Raw genomic sequence first — 19353 nt, forward strand, 5'->3', positions numbered from 1 at the left:
TGTCCTGATCTGTTAACGCAGGGATTCCTTTTTCTCGCCGAGTATCCACTGCTCTGTCGATGCATTCCCGCCCGCATCGTAGGTCTTCCAGACACCGTGTTTCATGCCGGTCTTGTACAGTCCTTCTTCGATCGGCTTTCCGTTCGCGCCGTATCTGATGAATTTGCCGTTGTAGTTCTTTTCGACAAGCTCGCTGAAATTCCTGTCCTCGAACGCGGCGAGGAACTGCACCTCGAAATCCTTTGCTCCGTTCTTATAGAACACACAGTGTTTTATGCTTGCGCTCTTGAAGTCCGGCTGCTTATCGAGGGCACCGGTCTCAAGATAGTAATTCCACACGCCCATCTTCTTGCTGCCTTCGTACATGCCTTTTGCACGAACTTTGCCGCTGGGGTAGTATTCGGTGAATTCGCCTTCCTTCTTGCCGGCCTTATACGGCCCCTGCATGAAGAGCGATCCATCCTTGCTGTAGAATTTCCAAGTCCCTTCCTGCTTGCCTTTCACATAATTGCCTTCCGACATGACGCTCCCGTTCGAATAATAGGAGGACGATGCGCCGTCAAGGACATTGCTTGCGAACGTGGACCTCTGTGATACGCCCGCGCCGGGATAGTAGAACTCGGAGACGCCGTTGGTAACATTGTCCGCGAAGCGTATCTTTTCAAGCACGGAGTTGTTCTCATAGCGCAGCCACACGCCGTTTGACATGCCGCGCTCGAAGGTCCCGGAATATGCCATCGTGCCTTTATCGTCGAAGGCCTTGAAATCACCCGTTCTCTTGCCGTCCTTATACGTTGTCAGTGAGGAGACGGTCTTTCCATCCGGGTGATACTCTTTCCACAATCCCTGCCGCTCATCAGCACCGTACTGTCCGTCGATGAGCTTTGAGCCGGTGTCGTAGTAGCGCGTCGTCGGACCTTCCAGTTTATCGCTTTTATAGATGACGATGATGCTCGTTGCGCCGTTCTCGTGATAGAACGTCCATTTCCCGTTCTTCGTATCGTTCTCGTAGACGCCCTCGGATTCTTTTTTACCGCTCTTGAAAAAGGTGGTTGCGGGGCCGTTGCGCATCGCATTGCTCATGATGCCCTGTTCTTTTATCTTGCCGTCGTCATATTTTTCCGTATACGGACCATTGACGACCTTCGGCGTCTGTTTGACGCTCTTCTGGTCGCCGCCGCATGATATGAATACCACGGCGATGCCCGCAAGAAGCAATATCGATAGATGTTTCATGACGTCCTCCAAGCAAGAGTGAACGCATTATAGAAGATAGGTGTATTTTGTCAACGTCAACAGGCGTTCAGCCGCTTTCCGATGGGAAAACGGCCGATGATATCCGCCTGTTGTCGCGAATGACCGTAACGACGCATTTCTTCCCGATAGTATCCTCTCCAAGCACACGATGCAGGGAATCGACGCTGTCGATGGCGTGGTCATTGAACGCGACGATAATATCGCCGATGATGAGCCCCGCGCGCGATGCCGGCGTTCCTTTCTCCATGGATATGATGCGGATGCCATGCTCGACGGGAAGTTCGAAATAGCGTATTACTTTTCTATGCAGCGGGACATCCTGTCCGCCGATGCCCAGATATCCGCGGCGTATGCGCCCCTCGCGCATGAGGTGGAGCGCACTGAATTCCGCGCTTGCCGAGGGGATGGCGAAACATATGCCTTGCGCCGCGCTGATGATCGCCGTATTCACGCCGATGACCTCGCCGTGCGATGTTACGAGCGGGCCGCCTGAATTGCCGGGATTGAGCGATGCATCGGTTTGGATGATATTGTCGATGAGCCGCCCCGATCGCGAACGAAACGATCGGCCGAGCGCGCTTATAACGCCGGCGGTGACCGTGCTTTGGAAGCCGTAGGGATTGCCGATGGCGATGACAAGCTGCCCTACGCGGAGCTTCCTTGAATCACCGAGCGGTGCGTACGGGAGCGCCGATGCGCCATGGATGCGGATGACAGCGATATCGGAATGAGGGTCATCACCGATGATCTCCGCTTCGTGGCGTTCGCCCGAGGGCAGTAAAGCATCAATGGCATTGGCACCGTGCACGACATGGCTGTTGGTGATGATGAATCCGTCGGGGGTGAAAATGAACCCCGAACCGCTGCCGCCTTCGGAATTATCCTCCGGGGGCGGTATGCGTTCGCCGTTCTTGATTATTACGTGCACCACGGATGGTCCGACGCGGTCTACCGCACGAATGACGGCATGTGAATATGCGTCGAACGCTTCTTCATCATCGATCGTTGTCCTGTGCGATCTCGCATTGGTAAGCGTTAGCCGACGCCGCGATGTCATGTACTGCTCCGTTCGTCCGGGTTTGTATTCGTAGAAAGGGTAATAAAAAATCCCCGTGCGGTAAAGGGTTTCGCGGAGGGCTGCGCGGGAGTTTGACTTCGCCCCTTCGATTCCTATATTGTAATCGGATAGCAGCTCTTTTTCAGATAGAAACGGCGCATCGCGCATGCGCTCAAAAAGTGCCGGCGATGCGCTTCTTAAGGAGGGGTACCATGTACAACTCACTTGCCGATATGTTCGTAAAAACGGTGGATAGCCACAGTGAGAAGAACGCCCTGCGATACCGGAAAAAGGACGGTACAAAGGCGAACATCACCTATGGGGAACTATACGGATCGGTCAATGCGTTCGCAAAAGCCCTTGCCATGCGCGGGCTTGCAGGGAAGCATATAGCAATATTCTCGGAGAATCGATACGAATGGCTTATCGCGGACCTTGCGATACTCGGGCTCGGCGGCGCCGATATACCGCGGTCGACCGATTCCACGCGCGAGGAACTCACGTATATAGTGACCCATTCCGATGCCGCGGCGGTCATCGTAGAGAATACGCGCGTCCTTGATAAAATTCGCGATGTCCTGCCGCCGGCAGTGCCGGTGATAATGTTCGATGACGCCGGATCCCCGGTGCTTTCGTTCGCAGCGCTGATCGAAGAGGGCAAAGCGGCGAACGGGGACGATATGGCGTTCTATCGCCGTTCGGCAGCGTCGGTTTCGCGCAAGGACCTCGCAACGATAATTTACACATCCGGAACAACAGGCATTCCCAAGGGCGTCATGCTCGAACACGGCAATATCCTCCATAATGTCGAGGCGCTCCCCGGCATGGTCGCACTTTCCGCCGCAGACAAGCTCGTTTCGATACTGCCGATATGGCATATCTATGAGCGGATGATATGCTATGCGGTCGTTTCTGTCGGCGCATTTTCCGTTTACAGCAGCAAGCGCGATGTGCGCACCGATCTTGCCGAAGAGCGGCCGACGGTGTTCATCTCAGTACCGGCGATATGGATAAATATGCACCGCACGGTGATGACGCGGATACACCGTGAGCACGGGCTCAAACGGCCGCTCGCGCAATTTCTTATCAGGCATTCCTTGCGGTATATCCGCTACCGGCGCCTCATGCGCAATGAAATGATATTGTACAGGGATGATACGGTCCGCGCTCACATGAAGGAGCTTCATCCCGGTCCGTTCGACGGTCTCTTCCATGCGCTCGCAGGAAAACTGGTATATGCAAAACTGCAGCATGCCACCGGCGGCAGGCTCAGGCTTACGATATCCGGCGGCGGCGCGCTCCCGATGTATGCCGAGGATTTCTTCGAGGCAGCAGGAGTTCCGCTCGCGGTAGGGTGGGGGATAACCGAGACATCGCCGGTGCTCACCGTACGGCTGATCGAGGAGAACATACGCGGTACTGCGGGCAAGCCCGTTCCCGGGGTAGCGGTCGAAGTACGCGGTGCCGACGGCAAAAAACTCCCTGATGGCGACGTCGGGGTTCTCTGGGTGAAAGGCCCCAATGTCATGCGCGGATATTACAAGGAACCGGAGCGTACGGCTACGGTCATCGTGAACGGATGGTTCAATACCGGCGATATCGGCGCGATAACGAAGCAGGGGCATGTGGTGATAATAGGCCGCGAGAAGGAAACGATAGTGCTTGTCAGCGGGGAGAATGTCGAGCCGGTGCCGATCGAAGACAAACTCACCGAGTCGCCGTTCATCGAGCAGGCGATGCTCGCCGGTCAGGATAAGGAATATATCACAGCGCTTATAGTGCCGAATGCGGACAATCTGTCGCATCATTTCGGCGACGGTACAGCTGTTTCCCACAAGGATATCATCGCCCATGCGGGAACATATGAAATGATAAAGGCTGAGATAGAGCGATTGGTGAACTCGCTCGCACGGGTAAAAAGTTACGAGCGCATCGTGCGCTTTTCGCTCGTCGAAGAGCCGTTCAGCATTGAGAACGGGCTCCTTACGCAGTCGATGAAGATGAAACGCAATCTGATCGCGGAGAAATATCGCGACGTGATCTCGAGGATGTATCCCGCACGGGGATAAGGAGTAGTACCATGCTGGTCACACGATCACTGACGGCCGATCAGGAACGGATACAGAAGCTCGCCCGCGAACTGGCCCGGGAATATATCGCACCGATAGCCCGCGAGCTCGATGAAAGCGAAGCGTTCCCGCGCGAAGCGATATTCGCGCTCGGCAGGGAAGGGCTTTTCGGCATAAGCATCCCAAAGGAGTACGGCGGCATGGGCCTCGGGATATTCGAATTCTGTCTCGCCACCGAGGAGATAGCCCGTATCGACGGTGCGGCCTCGACGGCATTTGCGGCGACGCTGCTCGGCGCACTGCCGATAATACTCTACGGCACCCACGAGCAGAAGCTGAAATACCTGACGCCGATAGCCCGCGGTGAGAAGTTAGCATCATTCGCATTGTCAGAACCGGGGGCGGGTTCGGATGCCGGAACGCTCGAAACGACGGCGATGCGCGATGGCGACAACTATATCATCTCCGGGGCCAAACGGTTCATAACGAATGCAGGGCAATCGGACATCTATTCAGTGTTCGCTGTTACCGATAAGAGTCGCGGCCCACGCGGTATTTCATCGTTCATTATAGAGAAGGGCGCGCCGGGTATGAAATTCGGCGAGCCGCATAAGAAGATGGGCATACGCGCCAGCGCCACCTGCAATATCGCTTTCGATCATGTGGCGGTGCCGGCAGAAAATCTCATCGGCGGCAAGGAGAATATGGGATTTATCCACGCGATACGCACCTTTGAGCATTCGCGTCCGGGGGTGGCAGCGCAGGCCGTCGGCATTGCGCAGGGGGCGCTCGATCTCGCATTACGGTACGCAAAAAAGCGCGAGCAGTTCGGAAAAACGATAAGCACGTTCCAGGGGATACAGTGGATGCTCGCCGATATGGAGATCAAGGTCGAAGCGGCACGGGCGCTGACCTATGCGGTCATCGATATGGTGGTGCGCGGCGACAGGGAAGTGAGCGCTGCGGCTGCCGCCGCGAAGGTGTTCGCTTCGGACACGGCGATGCAGGTGACAACAGATGCGGTGCAGATATACGGCGGGTGGGGATACATGCGCGTATTCGAGGTGGAGCGCTTCATGCGCGACGCAAAGGTGACGCAGATATACGAGGGTACGAACCAGATACAGCGGAATATCATCGCGCTTCGCATGATAAAAGGATAGCGGTCACTGCTGCGAATCGATGATCGTCCCGTTGAACATCTCTTTCAGCTTATCGAATTGGTCCGACTGTGCTTTTTCCGCGGCGACAAAAATGAATTCAATATCGGCGCGGCTCGTGTTCTCCGCAATGGCCTGCTTTATGACATCCTTCGCACGTTTATCCTGCTCAATAAGCGAAAGGATATTTGCCGGGAGCGACACGATGAGCTTAACGCCGTCTTTCCCCACCGCATTCCCCTGTGAAAGGTAGCTGTATATCGAGGGGCTGATCTTGCTTATCGACGCGAGCACTGCTTTGAAGAAACGCTGCTTGCTGTCCTCGCCGGATGCTACTTCCGCTGCAGCAGCGGCGGGCGCGGCCGGTGCTGCGGGCTGCACGACGTGCGATGCGTTTCGCACGGGTGCGGGGGGCGGCGTGTATGCCGCGGCGGGCGCGGACAATAGATCGGCCGGCTGAATGAGATTGGACGGGTTCAAGAGCTTCAACGCCCTGAGCTCGAATATGAGCATGGGATCGTTCGCCATGCGCACCTGATAATCGAGCCCGAGGGTGTAATCGACGATGTTCTCAAGTTCACGGTCATCGAATGCAGCCACGAACGGGGCCATCTCTTCACGCTCGGAATCGGGTATCTCCAGTATGCGCGCATCGGAGATGCCGCTTTTCATGAGAAGCGATACGCGCAGATACTCGATGATGTTCGCAAGGTACGTACGTATATCGACGCCGCTCTCACGGAGCTCGGCAATAAGAGCGAAGTATGCCGGCTTGTCCTGCTCGGTCATGGCGCTGAAAAGTTTTTTCACAAGCCCGAAATTATTGCTTCCGACCACGGCAAGAACATCCTGCGCACTGATATGCCCGCTCGCGGACGTATACGCAATCATCTTTTCCAGTATCGTTTCGCTGTCGCGTACCGACCCGCGGGAGTGCTTTGCGATAAGGAATATCGCTTCCGCATCGTAGGATACCTTTTCATTCTCGAGTATCTTTTTCAGTATCTGTTCAAGGTCGCCGATGGAAAGCGTTTTGAAGCGATACTGCTGGCAGCGGCTCCTCACCGTCGGGAGCACCTTCTCCGCTTCCGTCGTTGCAAGTATGAACACGATGTGCGACGGCGGCTCCTCGAGCGTTTTGAGGAGCGCGTTGAACGCCTCGACGGTTATCTGATGCACTTCATCGATGATGTATATCTTGAATTTCCCGGCGGCGGGGGATATGCGTACCGTTTCTATTATTTCTCTGATATTATCGATACCGCGATTCGATGCGCCGTCTATCTCTATCACATCGAGCGGGTTCCCGTCGGCTATCTGCGTGCAGGACGAACAGACGCCGCAGGGCTTGTCCGTCGGCCCCTGTTCACAGTTAAGCGCTTTCGCAATGATGCGTGCAAGCGATGTCTTTCCGACACCGTGCGGTCCCGAGAAGAGATAGGCATGTGCATGCTTGCCGGCGGCAATACTTCGCGCTATCGTCTCGGTGATATGCTCCTGTCCGATCACTTCGGTAAAGACCGTGGGGCGGTACTTTCGCGCGATCACTTTATATGCCACATCACCCTCGGTAGTGGTACGTATGGTCAAAAAAAGCCCTTAAAAACGGTAAGATAAGTCCAGCGCACGTACTCATCGTCGTACCGTTGCTGCCTTCCGGCCCTGGCGGGTTTGCCGTCAGTCCGCCGTGAACGTCCTACCGTTCATAAGGGTTTCGGAGAATGTGGGATTCGAACCCACGGTGCTTGCGCACACACGCTTTCCAGGCGTGCTCCTTCAACCACTCGGACAACTCTCCCGCTTCCAATCGCTGCGTGCCTAAGAGGATTTGAACCTCCGACCCTCAGAACCGCAATCTGATGCTCTATCCAGCTGAGCTACAGGCACGTCTTAAGGAAAATTAAGGAGTGCACTATATCAAGAACTCGGAAAAATATCAATGCCCGCATGAAATAAAAACGCAACCACAGAGAAAAGACAGGAGAACACAGAGAAATAGCGGGTATTGGTTTTAACCCAACGGGTGATATTTTATTTTCTCTCTCTGTGTACTCTCGGCCTTTCCTCGGTGATCTCCGTGGTTTTTCATGTCTTTTGTCATGATCTGGAGCGATCGAAATATTGCATTTCCGGGGATTTGTCTTACAATGCAGACGAGCCCGATAATGAAGACCATTGATGGTAATACCCAGGTCGCCTGCGTCATAGGCAATCCCATTGAGCATACGCTTTCTCCGCTCATGCATAATCACGCGTTCGCCCGAATGAAATTGAACTGGGTGTATATACCGTTCCTCGTGAACGATATCGAGGATGCGGTCGCCGGCATGCGCGCATTATCCATTCGCGGTGCATCGGTGACGATACCATTCAAGCGCTCGGTGATTCCGTTCCTCGATGCTGTCGATCCAGCCGCGCGGCTCGCCGGCTCGGTGAATACCATCGTGTATGATCACGGGAAGCTAACCGGCTACAGCTCCGACGGATACGGGGCCGTCCGTGCGCTGAAAGAGTGTTCGCCCATAGCCGGGAAAAACATCGTGGTCCTCGGGAACGGCGGGAGCACATCGGGCATCCTGTCGGCTCTCCGCGATGAGGCGCCGTCAAAGATAACCATTGTTGGTCGTGACAGGAATAAAGTAAACGCTTTCATCGCGTCGATGGGGGGCGTGATCGTTTGCGACGGCATGCTGTTCTCGGATGCGGTGAGGGAGCGATGCGCCGCTGCCGATATTATCATCAATACGACATCCGTGGGTATGCATCCCGAAGTGAATGCCTCCCCGATACCGGAAGACTGCATCATGCAGAGGCACGTCGTCTTCGACATCGTCTATACGCCGAAGGATACGCTCCTTCTCCGGTATGCGCGCACACGCGGGGCGAAGATCGTGTATGGATATAAAATGCTCCTGCATCAGGCGGCGGTACAATTCGAATTGTGGACGAAGATGCCGTTCCCGACAGATGCAGTTGATACGGTGCTGTCACGTGAGCTTGCGCGGAGGGACCATGGATAACAGGACCTACAAACTGCTCGTTGTCTCCGATACGCACGGGAATATCGATGCCATTGAAAAAATGGTAGCGAGCGAACCGGACATCCATGGGATAATGCATCTCGGCGACGGTATATCCGATCTCATGACAGCCGAGATACCGATGCATATAGAACGGCACTGCGTGAACGGCAATTGCGATGCCGCGCGCGGGCATCCGCGGACGCTCGAAAGTACGTTCGGCGGGGTAGGGGTGGTTGCTGCACACGGCGACTCGTACAATGTGAAGCAAACGCTTACATCGCTCCGGTCGAAGGTGATACGGAGCGAGGCGCCCCTCGGGTTTTTCGGTCACACGCATGAACGAACCCATTCCGATGAGAACGGTGTCAAGCTCATCAATCCGGGTCATGGCGCGCGGGGGGAATACCTTGTGGCGGTTTTTTCTGAAAAAGGATATGCTGTGGAATTCAAGGAGATAACTCTTGGCGAACAATAAACCGCTCCCGATAACGATCATTGAATTCATTCCGGCGTTATTCCTGATAGGGCTTTTCATGCTGCTGCCGTATCGTTTTACGTTATGGTTCTCGCGCCTGGTCGGGCGCATCGCGTTCCGCTTCGCAGAAGAAGCGCGCAACGACGCGCTCTATGGGCTCTCGCTCGCCTTCCCTGACTGGGACAAGGAAAAGATCCGTGCGATGGCGATACGATCCTTCGAGCATATGGTCATGTATTTCGTAGAAGCATTCGTATTTCCGATACGTTTCTCGAGCAAGCGCATCGAGAAGAAGCTTGTGCGTGTCGTCAATTACGAAGTGGTGGAGAAAATACTCGCGGAAGGGAAGGGGCTTATCGCTTTGGCCGCGCATCTGGGCAATCCCGAGATACCGGGTATGATAACGGGGATAAAAGGGCATCCTGTGTACGGCGTGAACCGACGTATGGACAATCCGCTGTTCCAGTGGATGGCGAAAACAGCGCGTGAGGCTAAAGGAATAATCATAGTGCCGCGGGACAAGGCGCTGCGCATGATATTCGATGCGCTTCGGACGAATAATCCCGTTGCGTTCCTCATTGACCAGAACTGGGCTGCGGGCGGTGTGTTCGTGCCGTTCTTCGGGAAGCTCGCCGCTACGGCGAAAGGGCCGGTGCAATTCGCCATGAAAACGGGCGCAAAACTGCTCGTCACATATGATCTGCGCAACCCCGACGGTACGCACACGGCGACGTTCGGCGATATCGTCGAGCTCGAGATAAAAGAGAACGATGAGGAAACGATACGGTATACTACCGCAAAATATACGAAGATATTCGAGGACCTGATACGGCAGCATCCGGAACAATGGATGTGGGCGCATGGGCGCTGGAGCACACGTCCCCCCGAGGAAATAAAAGGGAAATAGTTGACTTTGCCTGCTCTTTCAGTATGATGTCCGTATAATAAGGTCTGCCCGGAGGCGGTCGTGCTCGAACGATGTGAACTGGAACAGCTCAAGGCAGGGATGATCATCGGCGCTGCGGTGAGCAGTGAACGTAATAATGCAACGCTCATCGAAGCGGATACGGTCTTGTCGGAAAAAATGATCGATACGCTCAAGAAACACGAGGTCTCGTACGTATTCGTCAAGATAATAAAAGAACCCGCCCCCGCGGCCGAAGAGCCGCGGGCTGCGCCTGTCGTTGCCGCCGCCTCATCCGCACCAGAGCGGCCGCGCCCGGCGGTAGTGATAACGGATCTCGTTACTAACGCGAAGCAGGAGATCATTGACCGCAATTTCACCGAAGAGGCGGGCAAGACGATACTCCGCATCGACAGCGCACAGGCGATCGAGCTCAAGGGCAAGACCGTTGAGAAGACCATGCAGATATTCCAGAAAGTGCGGGGCGACGGGAAGCTCGATTTCAAGAGCATGAAAGATGAGATCAATGCACTTATCGCGGAGATATATAAGAACCAGCAGGCGTTCCTGAACCTGAGCGTCATAAAAAATGCGAGCCACTATACCTATCAGCACAGTGTCGATGTGTCCTCACTGGCGGTCCTCGTAGGGAAATCGATGAACCTTCATTACACGGAGGTTGCACTGCTCGGATTTGGCGGCCTCATGCACGATATCGGCCTTTCAACGATACCGGCTGAGATACTGGAAAAAAAGGGAAAGCTTACGGAGTCCGAGCGCGAAAAGGTTAAACAGCATCCCCTTGACGGGTACAACAGGATAGTCAAACAGGACGTCGATCCGAAAGTATCGCAGGTGGTATTGCAGCATCATGAATGGATCAACGGCAACGGTTACCCGTCAAAAGCCGCCGGCGCATCGATAATGACCGTGAGCAAGGTTATCGCCATTTGCGACGTATACAGCGCATTGGTCACGAATGACCGCTATCGACCGCCGTTCCCGCCGTACAAGGCAGTGCAGATGATAATGGGTGAGGCGGGCAGCCATTTCGACATGAATATCGCCAAGGCGTTCCAGCAGGTCATGGGGCTCTATCCGAACGGGAGCATGGTCCGGCTTGCCGACGGGACCACCGCACGTGTCATTGACCAGAACCCGGGAGCGCTCCTGTACCCGATAGTGCAGGTTGTTAAGGACAAGGATGGAAAGACCGCCAATGGTGTCGAGATAATCGATATCAAGGAAAAGCGCGATAAATTCGTAAAAGAAGTATTATCGGGCATCGAATAGCAGCGTTCAAAAGGACAAACATGATCGATCTATCCCCGGCATCATGGGCCATAAGCATACTTTCGGGTTTTTTCATCGGTATCGCGAAAACAGGCATTTCCGGGCTCGGCATAGCCGTAGTGCCTCTCATGGCATCGGTATTCCCGGCGCGCGCGTCCACCGGCATCATACTGCCGATGCTCATCATGGCGGACATCATTGCCGTCATTTATTACCGCAAACACGCTCAGTGGAACCATCTGCTGCGCATCATCCCGTTCTCCGTCGTCGGCGTCATCGCGGGATTCCTGCTTCTCGGGCGTGTCGGTGATCATGAGATGCGTATCGTCATCGCCTCGCTTATCCTCGTGCTGGTCGCGCTCAATATGCTCCGGGACGTCGGCGTCATACGCGATGAGATGATACCGACGAACCTCGTATTCACCGCCGTCATGGGCATACTCGCCGGGGCAACGACCATGCTTGCCAATGCCGCCGGGCCCATCATGGTGGTCTATCTCCTGTCGATGAAGCTTGAGAAAAAGGAATTCATAGGTACCGGTTCGTGGTATTTCTTCTTCGTGAACTGCTTCAAGGTGCCGTTCTCCGCATCGCTCGGGCTTATCACGCCGGCAACACTCGCGTTCAACGGGCTTCTGTTCCCGGCGATAGCCGTCGGAGCGGTGACCGGGATACTCATCGTCAAACGAATCCCGCAGCGTGTGTTCCAGATCGTCGTACAGCTCTTGGCCGTCGCCGGGGCGATAAAGCTTTTCTTTTAGCGTACAGAACGATACACAGGCAGGTTTACATAATATGCATTATCGGAAGTTGCCATAAGCTCAGTGCACATCGTCCCGAGAATTGAATATCGTGAAGAAACGCGAAAGCCCGGAGAGATCGAAGAGCTTGCTGACCTGCGGCTGCGGTGCGCAGAGCGAGAATTTCTTCTTCGATTTGCGCAGCGTCTTGTGGAGGTTGATGAAAACACCCATGGCCGTTGAATCGAGGAAATTCACTGCCGAAAGATCGATGCACAGATGCTTGAACGTTTTCGATCGTGTTATGAGTTCATCGAGCGACGCCTTGAGATCGGGCGCCAAGAGCACGTCAACACGTCCTGCCAGGATGACTATATGAATCTCATTACGTATCTCAGTCTGCAGTTCCATGCTTCACCTTCATTACTATACCTCCATTACACACTTGCCGAGGCATTTTGTCAAGGAAAGCTGCCCATGAGGACGGTCGTCTTCTTGACATTTGACCGCGATGAAATACTATGAAACCCTCAATCGATCGAGAAGGATGATGCCATGGCGAAGTTCAAGTGCAGGAAATGCGGCGCCGAGAACGAGAAGGTGAACGATCGCTGTGTGTCGTGCAAGGAACCCCTCTATCACGACACCCCCTACCCCACCGCCGTCACCGCCACGCTCATCCTCGATGTCGTATTCATGGTGCTCTACGCCGTCGCCATTCCGCTCTATATGCATGCCGCTCAGGGCCAACAGAGCGTCGGCAATTCAATGGCGGTACCGCTCCCCGAGGCAGGGAGCTTTTTCTATATGCTTTGGCTCCTCCTTTTCGGCATCTATATCGCGGTACGTCTCGCGTATATCGTGAACCACTTTACCGTGAAGAATGAAACGGTCATCTTCATTCGCCGCCTTGTCATGTTCGCGGAATCGGTAACGATGTTCCCCGTACAGTCGATATTGGCGCTCTATTTCTATAATCCGGCCACGAAAAAGGCCCCCACAAAAGTCTGAATGAAGTCAAAGACCGAATATATCACCTTCAATACGAAAAGTCACAGGGAATACATACGGATAACCGACCGTGTCGCAAAGGTCGTGAGCGACAGCGGCATACGCGAGGGCATGGTACTCGTGTCCGCCATGCATATAACCGCGGGTGTTTTCGTCAACGACAATGAAAGCGGCATATTGAAGGATATCGATGATATGCTCGAACGCCTGGCGCCGTATCGCGATGACTACCGGCATCATCGCACCGGCGAGACGAACGGCGATTCGCATCTGAAGAACATACTCACGCATCATCAGGTCATTGTTCCGGTCACCGACGGGAAGCTCGACCTCGGTCCTTGGCAGGAGATATTCTACGCGGAATTCGACGGTCAGCGCGGGAAGCGGCTTATCATCAAGGCGATGGGGGAATAGCACGTCCGTCGATCGTTTCCAGTTCTTCGCAGAGTCTGAGCCAGGAACCTTCCGCATCACGAATGAGCGAATCAAGTTCGGCAAGCCGTGCGCTTTTTGAGGCATCGAATGCACCGCTCTCAAAGAACGTCATGACCTCCGCGCGCTCATTCTGGTACGCTTTGAGATCACGCTCCGCGGCCGCGACCGCCTGTATCGCACGCCGACGCTCCGCGGCAATGTTCTTTTTCTTTTCCGGTACCGCTGACGAGGCACGCTTCTCATTGCCGGAAGGATCGCTGTCATCGTCGGACGCATCGCGGGTAAGACGCCAGACATAATCGTCGTAGGACCCGGGATAATGCGTCACACTGCCCCGCTTTACCTCGAGAATATCGGTCGCAATGAGATTGACGAATGTACGGTCATGGCTCACGAAGAGTATGGTGCCGGTGAAATTCTTAAGCGCCTGCGCGAGCGTTTCCACCGTTTCGAAATCGAGATGGTTGGTCGGCTCGTCCAGGAAGAGGATATTCGCCCCCGAGAGCAGGAGCCCCGCAAGTGCAAGACGCGACCGCTCGCCGCCGGACAGGACGGATATGTTTTTCTCCACCGCATCGCCCCGAAAGAGGAATGATCCGGCGAGATCGCGTATGTCCTGCGCGAGAATATCCTTCCCCGCGCACGATTCCAGGTATGACTGCACGGTCTTCCCCGCCGGGAGCGACGCGTATACATGCTGCGCATAGTAGGCGACCTTCGTCTCTATACCGAACGATACCGTTCCGCCGAGCGACGGAAGCTCTCCCGCAAGCGTCCGTATCAGGGTGGTCTTCCCTTCGCCGTTATCGCCGAGCACGGCAACATGACTCCCGCGCGCTATCTCAAGGCGTATATTGCGTGCGACGGCATGCTTCCCGTAACCGATGGCAAGCGCGTCCGACGAGAGCGCGGTACCGCGTCGTTCGTCACCGCCGGGTATGCGCATACGCACATTCTTCGCGGCTGCCGGTATCTCTATGGGTAGAAGCTTCGAGAGCTCGCGCATCTTTGAGCGCGCACGCGATGCTGTCGATGCGTTCGCGCGGAACCGTTCGATGAACGAGGTGAGCTTCTCGCGGCGTTCTTCGACGGCCTTGTTCGCCTCGATCATCTGCTCGCGTACCTCATCGCGGAAGGCAAGGTAATCCTCGACCGCGCCCGGGAAAAACACGGCATCACCGTCCTCGACGGAGAGCGTCTTATCGCAGGTGGTCCTCAGGAACTGCCGGTCATGGGAAATGATGAAGTAGCCGCCGTTGAATGACAGAAGAAAACGCTCAAGGAGTATCAGGGTGGACAGATCGAGGTAATTCGTCGGTTCATCGAGGAGTATGATATGCGGTTCATCGAGGAGCATCGCCGCAAGCTTTACGCGCATACGGTAGCCGCCGGACAATGCACGGATGCGGGAGCGGAGCATGTCCCCTTTCACCTGAAAACGCGCCGCCATGCGGGCGCAATCCCATTCCTCGCGATGCGATGCATGCATGAGAAAGCCGATCACCGTGTCTTCCGCGGTATACGGTTCGTCCTGCGAGAGCGTCCCGATGCGCAGTCCGCTCGATCGTATGATGCGCCCTTCGTCCGGCTCCTCCTGCCCGGTCAGGATGCGGAGCAAAGTCGTTTTTCCCGCACCGTTGCGTCCGATGACGCCGATCCTGTCCTCTTCGGTGATGCACACCGATGCGCCGTTGAGAATATGCTGCATCCCGTAATGTTTTACGAGTGATTCTGCGAATAGCTGTTTCAACGATGAATCAGTACGCTGAGTATTGAGCGATGACCGAATCCATACGCTTGTAGAGGCCGCTCAATCGCTCCTTGCGGAGTATGGAATCGAATTGATCGCGGTAGAGCGCGACCAGCCACTTCGATGATCCGGATATGCTTTTAATGAATCGTTCGTTTTCTTTCGGCGCCTCGACGATATCGTACCAGATATCGGTTATCACGCGGCGGTCGCCCACCATTTCCAGCTTGTATACCGCAGTAAGCGGCACGCGGGAATCGCCGGCTTTCACGCTGCCGCTCTGTATCACGAGATCGGCGCTGCCGACGGGAACGGTGCCGATCACGTTCATCGCATCCACCCGATTGAAGAAGCTACTTGCCCGCTTGTAGCCGTACACCTCGATGCATGTTCTAAGCTTCGAGGCGACAAGCGTCTGTTCCGCCTTGGTGAGCCTGGCCCAGTTCTTCCCGAGCGATGCCTCTCCGAAGAGGTTGAAGTCGAATACAGCGGCTATCTTCGCCTTGACCGCCTCATTGGCCTCTTTCACCTCTTTTGTCGCGGCATTGGTGCTGTAGCTTTTCAGGTAGGCCGAGAGCGCGTTCACCGCATCGGCGGAATGTTCGTATGTTACGACCATATCCTTCGCTGAGCAAAAAACCGCAATGGCACAAACGAGCACACATATATATTTCATGAGGTCTCCTCGGCAACACAATGAGCAACTGGTTCCATCGATTATATCCGCTGTAATAACGGTTGTCAACTTGATCTGAATTTTCAAACCCTCACACGAAGAGAAACCACGGAGTTCACGGAGAAAATTCAGAGAGAATGCTGAGCTGCGAATGAATTGAACACCTTTTGATAATGAAGCCAACTCCGTATCATTCTCTTCTTAAATATTCTCTGTGTGCTCAGTGGTTTTCTTTTCTTGCGTGATGTTTTTCCGGACACTACCACACGCTTTGGCGGCCGCCGGTATTCGTAGATCGATTCGTCGCACGGGTGTTCGTCACTGCGGGATCAGGGTAATCGCCCCAATTGGTCATCGGCGCATTCGTCAGCGGAAGACGCATGGATATGCCGAGCGTGAAGAAATATTCACGGTGCGTGAAATTGACCGCCCCGGCCGGTATCGCGCTCGTAAGAGCACCATTCGCGTCCCGCGTCGGCCAGGTCCCGTCATTATAGTTCTGTACATCCATGCCCGCACTCGCGGTAAGATAGAACGGATACAAGGTACGCACATAGACGCCTGCCATTATCGTTCCGCCGATGCCGGAGAGCGCCTTCTTCGTGACCGGTGCATTGGTGTCCGTAGTGAAATTAAGAAGCGAGTATTTCACCCCGCCGCCGGCATAGATCTCGATGAAGCCGTCCCACATCAGATGCACATTGAGCCCAAGGCCGAGATCGAACCCGTTGTCCTTGACGTTCAGGAACATTTCACCGTTCGTACTGCCCGGCCGCACGGCAAGAAAATTCGGATTGTCGCACGCTGAAATATAGCGAAAGAGGAAATAACCGGTGAGGAATGGGATGTATGGTATCGAGGATTCGACATGAACACCGACCTTGTAGTTCTCGGTGAATCGGTAATCGAACACCGGGATGGCGGCGAGTTCGTTCTTGCGTTCCGGATTCCCATAGTAGAAGAACGGTGATACATAGAAGCCGCGATATTCCTCTGCAGCGGCGGCGAACGCTGCGAAAAGAGCAATGAGACCAATGAGCGATATTCTCATCGGATGCGTCCGCCGCACATCATCGCCCGCGCGCTGCTTCGTAGGCATTGGCGAGGGTGAGTACCGTGCGCTCGTCGAACGCCTTTCCGATGAGCTGAAGCCCGATGGGCAGGCCGTTGCCGTCGACGCCGCAGGGCATGCTCAATGCGGGAAGCCCGGCGAGATTGACCGTTATCGTAAAAATGTCGGAAAGATACATCTCAAGCGGATTGGATGTCTTCTCGCCGATCTTGAACGCGGTCGTCGGCGATGTCGGCGCGATAATGGCATCCACGTTCCTGAACGCATCGGTGAAATCCCTCGCGATAAGCGTGCGCACTTTCAGCGCCTTCATGTAGTACGCGTCGTAGTAACCGGAGCTCAGCACATAGGTGCCGAGCAGTATGCGCCGCTTCACCTCCTCGCCGAACCCGTCGGTGCGTGAACGCTCGTACAGTGACAGAAGGTTCGCGGCATCCTTTGCGCGCTTCCCGTAGCGAACGCCGTCGAAGCGGGCGAGATTGCTCGATGCCTCGGCGGTGCCGATGATATAATATACGCTGACCCCGTACTCAGTATGCGGGAGCGATATCTCCTCTATTTTTGCGCCGAGCGATCCGAATACCTTCGTCGCTTCCATGACGCGGGCCTTCACGTCGGGGTGTATACCGGTGACAAAATATTCCTTCGGAAGACCGAGCACTTTTCCTTTTATGCTGTCAGCGAGATGTGCCCGATAATCGACGGTTTCGCTTTTCACCGATGTCGAATCGTTCGCATCGTGCCCGGCGATGACCGAGAGGAGCAATGCCGTATCCGATATGGTCTTTGCGAACGGGCCTATCTGATCGAGTGATGAACCGAATGCAGTGAGGCCATAACGAGAGACGAGTCCGTACGTCGGTTTCATCCCGATAACGCCGCAAAGCGATGCGGGCTGCCGAATAGAACCGCCGGTGTCGCTGCCGAAACTGCCGAACGCATGGTGAGCCGCCACCGCCGCCGCACAGCCGCCCGATGAACCGCCCGGTATGCGGTCACGGTCATGCGGATTGCGTGTGACCTTCACGGCGGAATTCTCCGTCGATGAACCCATGGCGAATTCATCCATATTGAGGCGCCCGATGATGTTCGCACCTGCATCGACGAGTTTGTTGACGATGTGCGCGTTGTATGGGGCGACATACCCGGAAAGTATCTTCGACGCGCAGGTAAGCGCATGCCCCTGAAAAGCGATATTATCCTTGAGCGCTATCGGCACGCCGAGGAGCGGTTTCTTCTCGCCGCCGGCAATACGCTTGTCGCATTCCTTCGCCCGGGCAATAGCTTCCTCCCGGTACAGTTCTATATATGCGCCTACCGGCTTCGCACTGCCGTCATCGGTATCGATGGCCTTGAATACGGACTGTACGGCGTCCACCGCCGATGTTTTTTTCGCGGCGAGCGCCTCGGTAAGTTCGGATATCGATAACTCGTTGCTTGCCATGATTTTCCTTGTGACAACTGACTCTACGGACAGTCTATCACAGGGACATGTTTTTTCAAGGCCGCCGCTCGAGTATCGTCACCCGTGATGAAGCAGTATTCGCCCGCACTTCGGGAAAATACATCGATTCGGCGCGCGCGGGGAGTATCTCAAACTTGCCCGGTATCTCGGCCCTGAGGCGATACTGTATCGTCTTCTTCGAACCGTGATAGTAGTACTTCGTTATGAAGAACACCGCCTTCTCGTCGCGGAATTCCTTGTGGCTGTACCATGAGTTCACCGAATCGCGGTCCACGATCTCGCAGCCGGCGGGGATATAATCCTCTATCATGATATATTCGAGCGTATCCTTCGCCTCAACAGTAAGCGTAACTTCGATCTCATCGCCGGAATTCACACCTTGCGCGAGCGCTCGGCGCTCTTCCTTCACGACATTGCCCTTCTCATCGCGTACCTTCGCTATGACCTCATGCGAGCGTGTTATCGTGATGTTCTTCGCCTCGGGGGTTATCACCTTCTCGTAATTGAAATAGGAAAGCGCGAGCGACAGATAGAGCCGCCCCCCGGCGCTTTTCGTGAGCGTGATGACGTTCTTTCCGGGTATGATGCCGGTGGCCGGAATACGCACCGAATATCCGCCCTCCATTATCGTGCGCGGATTTATCTTCCCCTGCATTATCTCCTTCTGATTCACCGATATCGTATATTCGTAATCGGACGCCATTTCGCCGGTGCGGTCGAGGTATTCCGCGAACGAGAACACCACGAGCGCGGTATCTTTCGTCGACACCCAGTAATTCCCCTCGCGTCGAACGAGCAGCCAATTGATGATCTTCGGCAGAAGCGCATCGTTGTGATCGAACATGGTGATGGCCTTCATCGCGAGCGCCGTCACTTCAAGGTCGTTCTTCTGCCACGAATACATGAAGCTGACGCCGGCAAAGAAGCATGATGTCTCTGTTTCGGTCGCCTTCGCTTTTATCGCAC

General features: G+C 55.0%; 18 protein-coding genes, 2 tRNA genes and 1 other RNA gene. 9 read left to right on the top strand and 12 right to left on the bottom strand.

Annotation, left to right across the window (positions count from 1 at the left end):
* Window positions 1–12: 12 nt before the first annotated feature.
* Both AABZ39_18615 and AABZ39_18620 read right to left on the bottom strand, forming a co-directional pair.
* Entirely contained in the window at window positions 13–1236 is a 1224-nt protein-coding gene (locus AABZ39_18615; protein MEK6796796.1) for a hypothetical protein, read from the bottom strand.
* 67 nt (window positions 1237–1303) lie between these two features.
* Window positions 1304–2314, bottom strand: a complete 1011-nt coding sequence (locus AABZ39_18620; protein MEK6796797.1) for a trypsin-like peptidase domain-containing protein — start codon at window positions 2312–2314, stop codon at window positions 1304–1306.
* Window positions 2315–2526: 212 nt separating this feature from the next.
* On the opposite strand from AABZ39_18620, the gene AABZ39_18625 reads away from it, so the two are divergent.
* Both AABZ39_18625 and AABZ39_18630 read left to right on the top strand, forming a co-directional pair.
* Window positions 2527–4383, top strand: coding sequence for a long-chain fatty acid--CoA ligase (locus tag AABZ39_18625; GenBank protein ID MEK6796798.1), 1857 nt, complete (start codon window positions 2527–2529; stop codon window positions 4381–4383).
* An 11-nt stretch (window positions 4384–4394) separates the two neighbouring features.
* Window positions 4395–5546, top strand: coding sequence for an acyl-CoA dehydrogenase family protein (locus tag AABZ39_18630; protein ID MEK6796799.1), 1152 nt, complete (start codon window positions 4395–4397; stop codon window positions 5544–5546).
* A gap of 3 nt (window positions 5547–5549) precedes the next feature.
* On the opposite strand, the gene dnaX is transcribed toward AABZ39_18630, so the two are convergent.
* From dnaX to AABZ39_18650, 4 genes are all read right to left on the bottom strand, one after another.
* Window positions 5550–7103, bottom strand: a complete 1554-nt coding sequence (gene dnaX / locus AABZ39_18635) for a DNA polymerase III subunit gamma/tau (GenBank protein ID MEK6796800.1) — start codon at window positions 7101–7103, stop codon at window positions 5550–5552.
* A 43-nt stretch (window positions 7104–7146) separates the two neighbouring features.
* Window positions 7147–7245, bottom strand: an RNA gene (gene ffs, locus AABZ39_18640) — signal recognition particle sRNA small type.
* Between the two features lie 13 nt (window positions 7246–7258).
* A tRNA-Ser gene (locus tag AABZ39_18645) sits at window positions 7259–7341 on the bottom strand.
* Window positions 7342–7356: 15 nt separating this feature from the next.
* Window positions 7357–7430: transfer RNA gene (locus AABZ39_18650), tRNA-Arg, on the bottom strand.
* Between the two features lie 278 nt (window positions 7431–7708).
* Between AABZ39_18650 and AABZ39_18655 the strand changes: the two genes are divergently transcribed.
* Genes AABZ39_18655 through AABZ39_18675 form a run of 5 tightly spaced genes read left to right on the top strand, consistent with a single transcriptional unit; the run spans window position 7709 to window position 11999 of the window.
* Window positions 7709–8563, top strand: a complete 855-nt coding sequence (locus AABZ39_18655) for a shikimate dehydrogenase (protein MEK6796801.1) — start codon at window positions 7709–7711, stop codon at window positions 8561–8563.
* Entirely contained in the window at window positions 8556–9041 is a 486-nt protein-coding gene (locus tag AABZ39_18660) for a YfcE family phosphodiesterase (protein MEK6796802.1), read from the top strand. Before AABZ39_18655 ends, AABZ39_18660 begins: the two co-directional genes overlap by 8 nt.
* Window positions 9028–9948, top strand: a complete 921-nt coding sequence (locus AABZ39_18665) for a lysophospholipid acyltransferase family protein (protein ID MEK6796803.1) — start codon at window positions 9028–9030, stop codon at window positions 9946–9948. The genes AABZ39_18660 and AABZ39_18665 overlap by 14 nt, the downstream gene beginning before the upstream one ends.
* 60 nt (window positions 9949–10008) lie before the next feature.
* Complete coding sequence (locus tag AABZ39_18670; protein ID MEK6796804.1) at window positions 10009–11238, top strand: HD-GYP domain-containing protein; 1230 nt, start codon at window positions 10009–10011, stop codon at window positions 11236–11238.
* A gap of 20 nt (window positions 11239–11258) precedes the next feature.
* On the top strand, window positions 11259–11999 hold the full coding sequence (locus tag AABZ39_18675; protein MEK6796805.1) for a sulfite exporter TauE/SafE family protein: 741 nt from the start codon (window positions 11259–11261) through the stop codon (window positions 11997–11999).
* A 60-nt stretch (window positions 12000–12059) separates the two neighbouring features.
* Here AABZ39_18675 and AABZ39_18680 read toward each other — a convergent pair whose 3' ends face one another.
* The gene (locus AABZ39_18680; GenBank protein ID MEK6796806.1) at window positions 12060–12389 is read right to left on the bottom strand and encodes an STAS domain-containing protein; all 330 of its coding nucleotides are present in this window, start codon (window positions 12387–12389) and stop codon (window positions 12060–12062) included.
* A gap of 144 nt (window positions 12390–12533) precedes the next feature.
* Here AABZ39_18680 and AABZ39_18685 point away from each other — a divergent pair, with 144 nt between their 5' ends.
* Both AABZ39_18685 and AABZ39_18690 read left to right on the top strand, forming a co-directional pair.
* A complete protein-coding gene (locus AABZ39_18685) occupies window positions 12534–12989 on the top strand; it encodes a hypothetical protein (GenBank protein MEK6796807.1) in 456 nt (151 codons plus the stop codon).
* The gene (locus AABZ39_18690) at window positions 12990–13403 is read left to right on the top strand and encodes a secondary thiamine-phosphate synthase enzyme YjbQ (protein ID MEK6796808.1); all 414 of its coding nucleotides are present in this window, start codon (window positions 12990–12992) and stop codon (window positions 13401–13403) included.
* On the opposite strand, the gene AABZ39_18695 is transcribed toward AABZ39_18690, so the two are convergent.
* From AABZ39_18695 to AABZ39_18715, 5 genes are all read right to left on the bottom strand, one after another.
* The gene (locus tag AABZ39_18695; GenBank protein MEK6796809.1) at window positions 13384–15174 is read right to left on the bottom strand and encodes an ABC-F family ATP-binding cassette domain-containing protein; all 1791 of its coding nucleotides are present in this window, start codon (window positions 15172–15174) and stop codon (window positions 13384–13386) included. The genes AABZ39_18690 and AABZ39_18695 overlap by 20 nt on opposite strands.
* A gap of 7 nt (window positions 15175–15181) precedes the next feature.
* The gene (locus AABZ39_18700) at window positions 15182–15850 is read right to left on the bottom strand and encodes an ABC transporter substrate-binding protein (GenBank protein ID MEK6796810.1); all 669 of its coding nucleotides are present in this window, start codon (window positions 15848–15850) and stop codon (window positions 15182–15184) included.
* A 259-nt stretch (window positions 15851–16109) separates the two neighbouring features.
* Window positions 16110–16949 (bottom strand): hypothetical protein, encoded by an 840-nt coding sequence (locus AABZ39_18705; protein ID MEK6796811.1) that lies wholly within the window; start codon window positions 16947–16949, stop codon window positions 16110–16112.
* Entirely contained in the window at window positions 16921–18366 is a 1446-nt protein-coding gene (gatA, locus tag AABZ39_18710) for an Asp-tRNA(Asn)/Glu-tRNA(Gln) amidotransferase subunit GatA (protein MEK6796812.1), read from the bottom strand. Before gatA ends, AABZ39_18705 begins: the two co-directional genes overlap by 29 nt.
* Before the next feature lie 55 nt (window positions 18367–18421).
* Window positions 18422–19353 (bottom strand): hypothetical protein (locus tag AABZ39_18715; GenBank protein ID MEK6796813.1); only part of this gene is annotated, 932 nt, incomplete at its 5' end.

The sequence above is a fragment of the Spirochaetota bacterium genome, from assembly GCA_038043445.1.
Lineage (GTDB): Bacteria > Spirochaetota > Brachyspiria > Brachyspirales > JACRPF01 > JBBTBY01.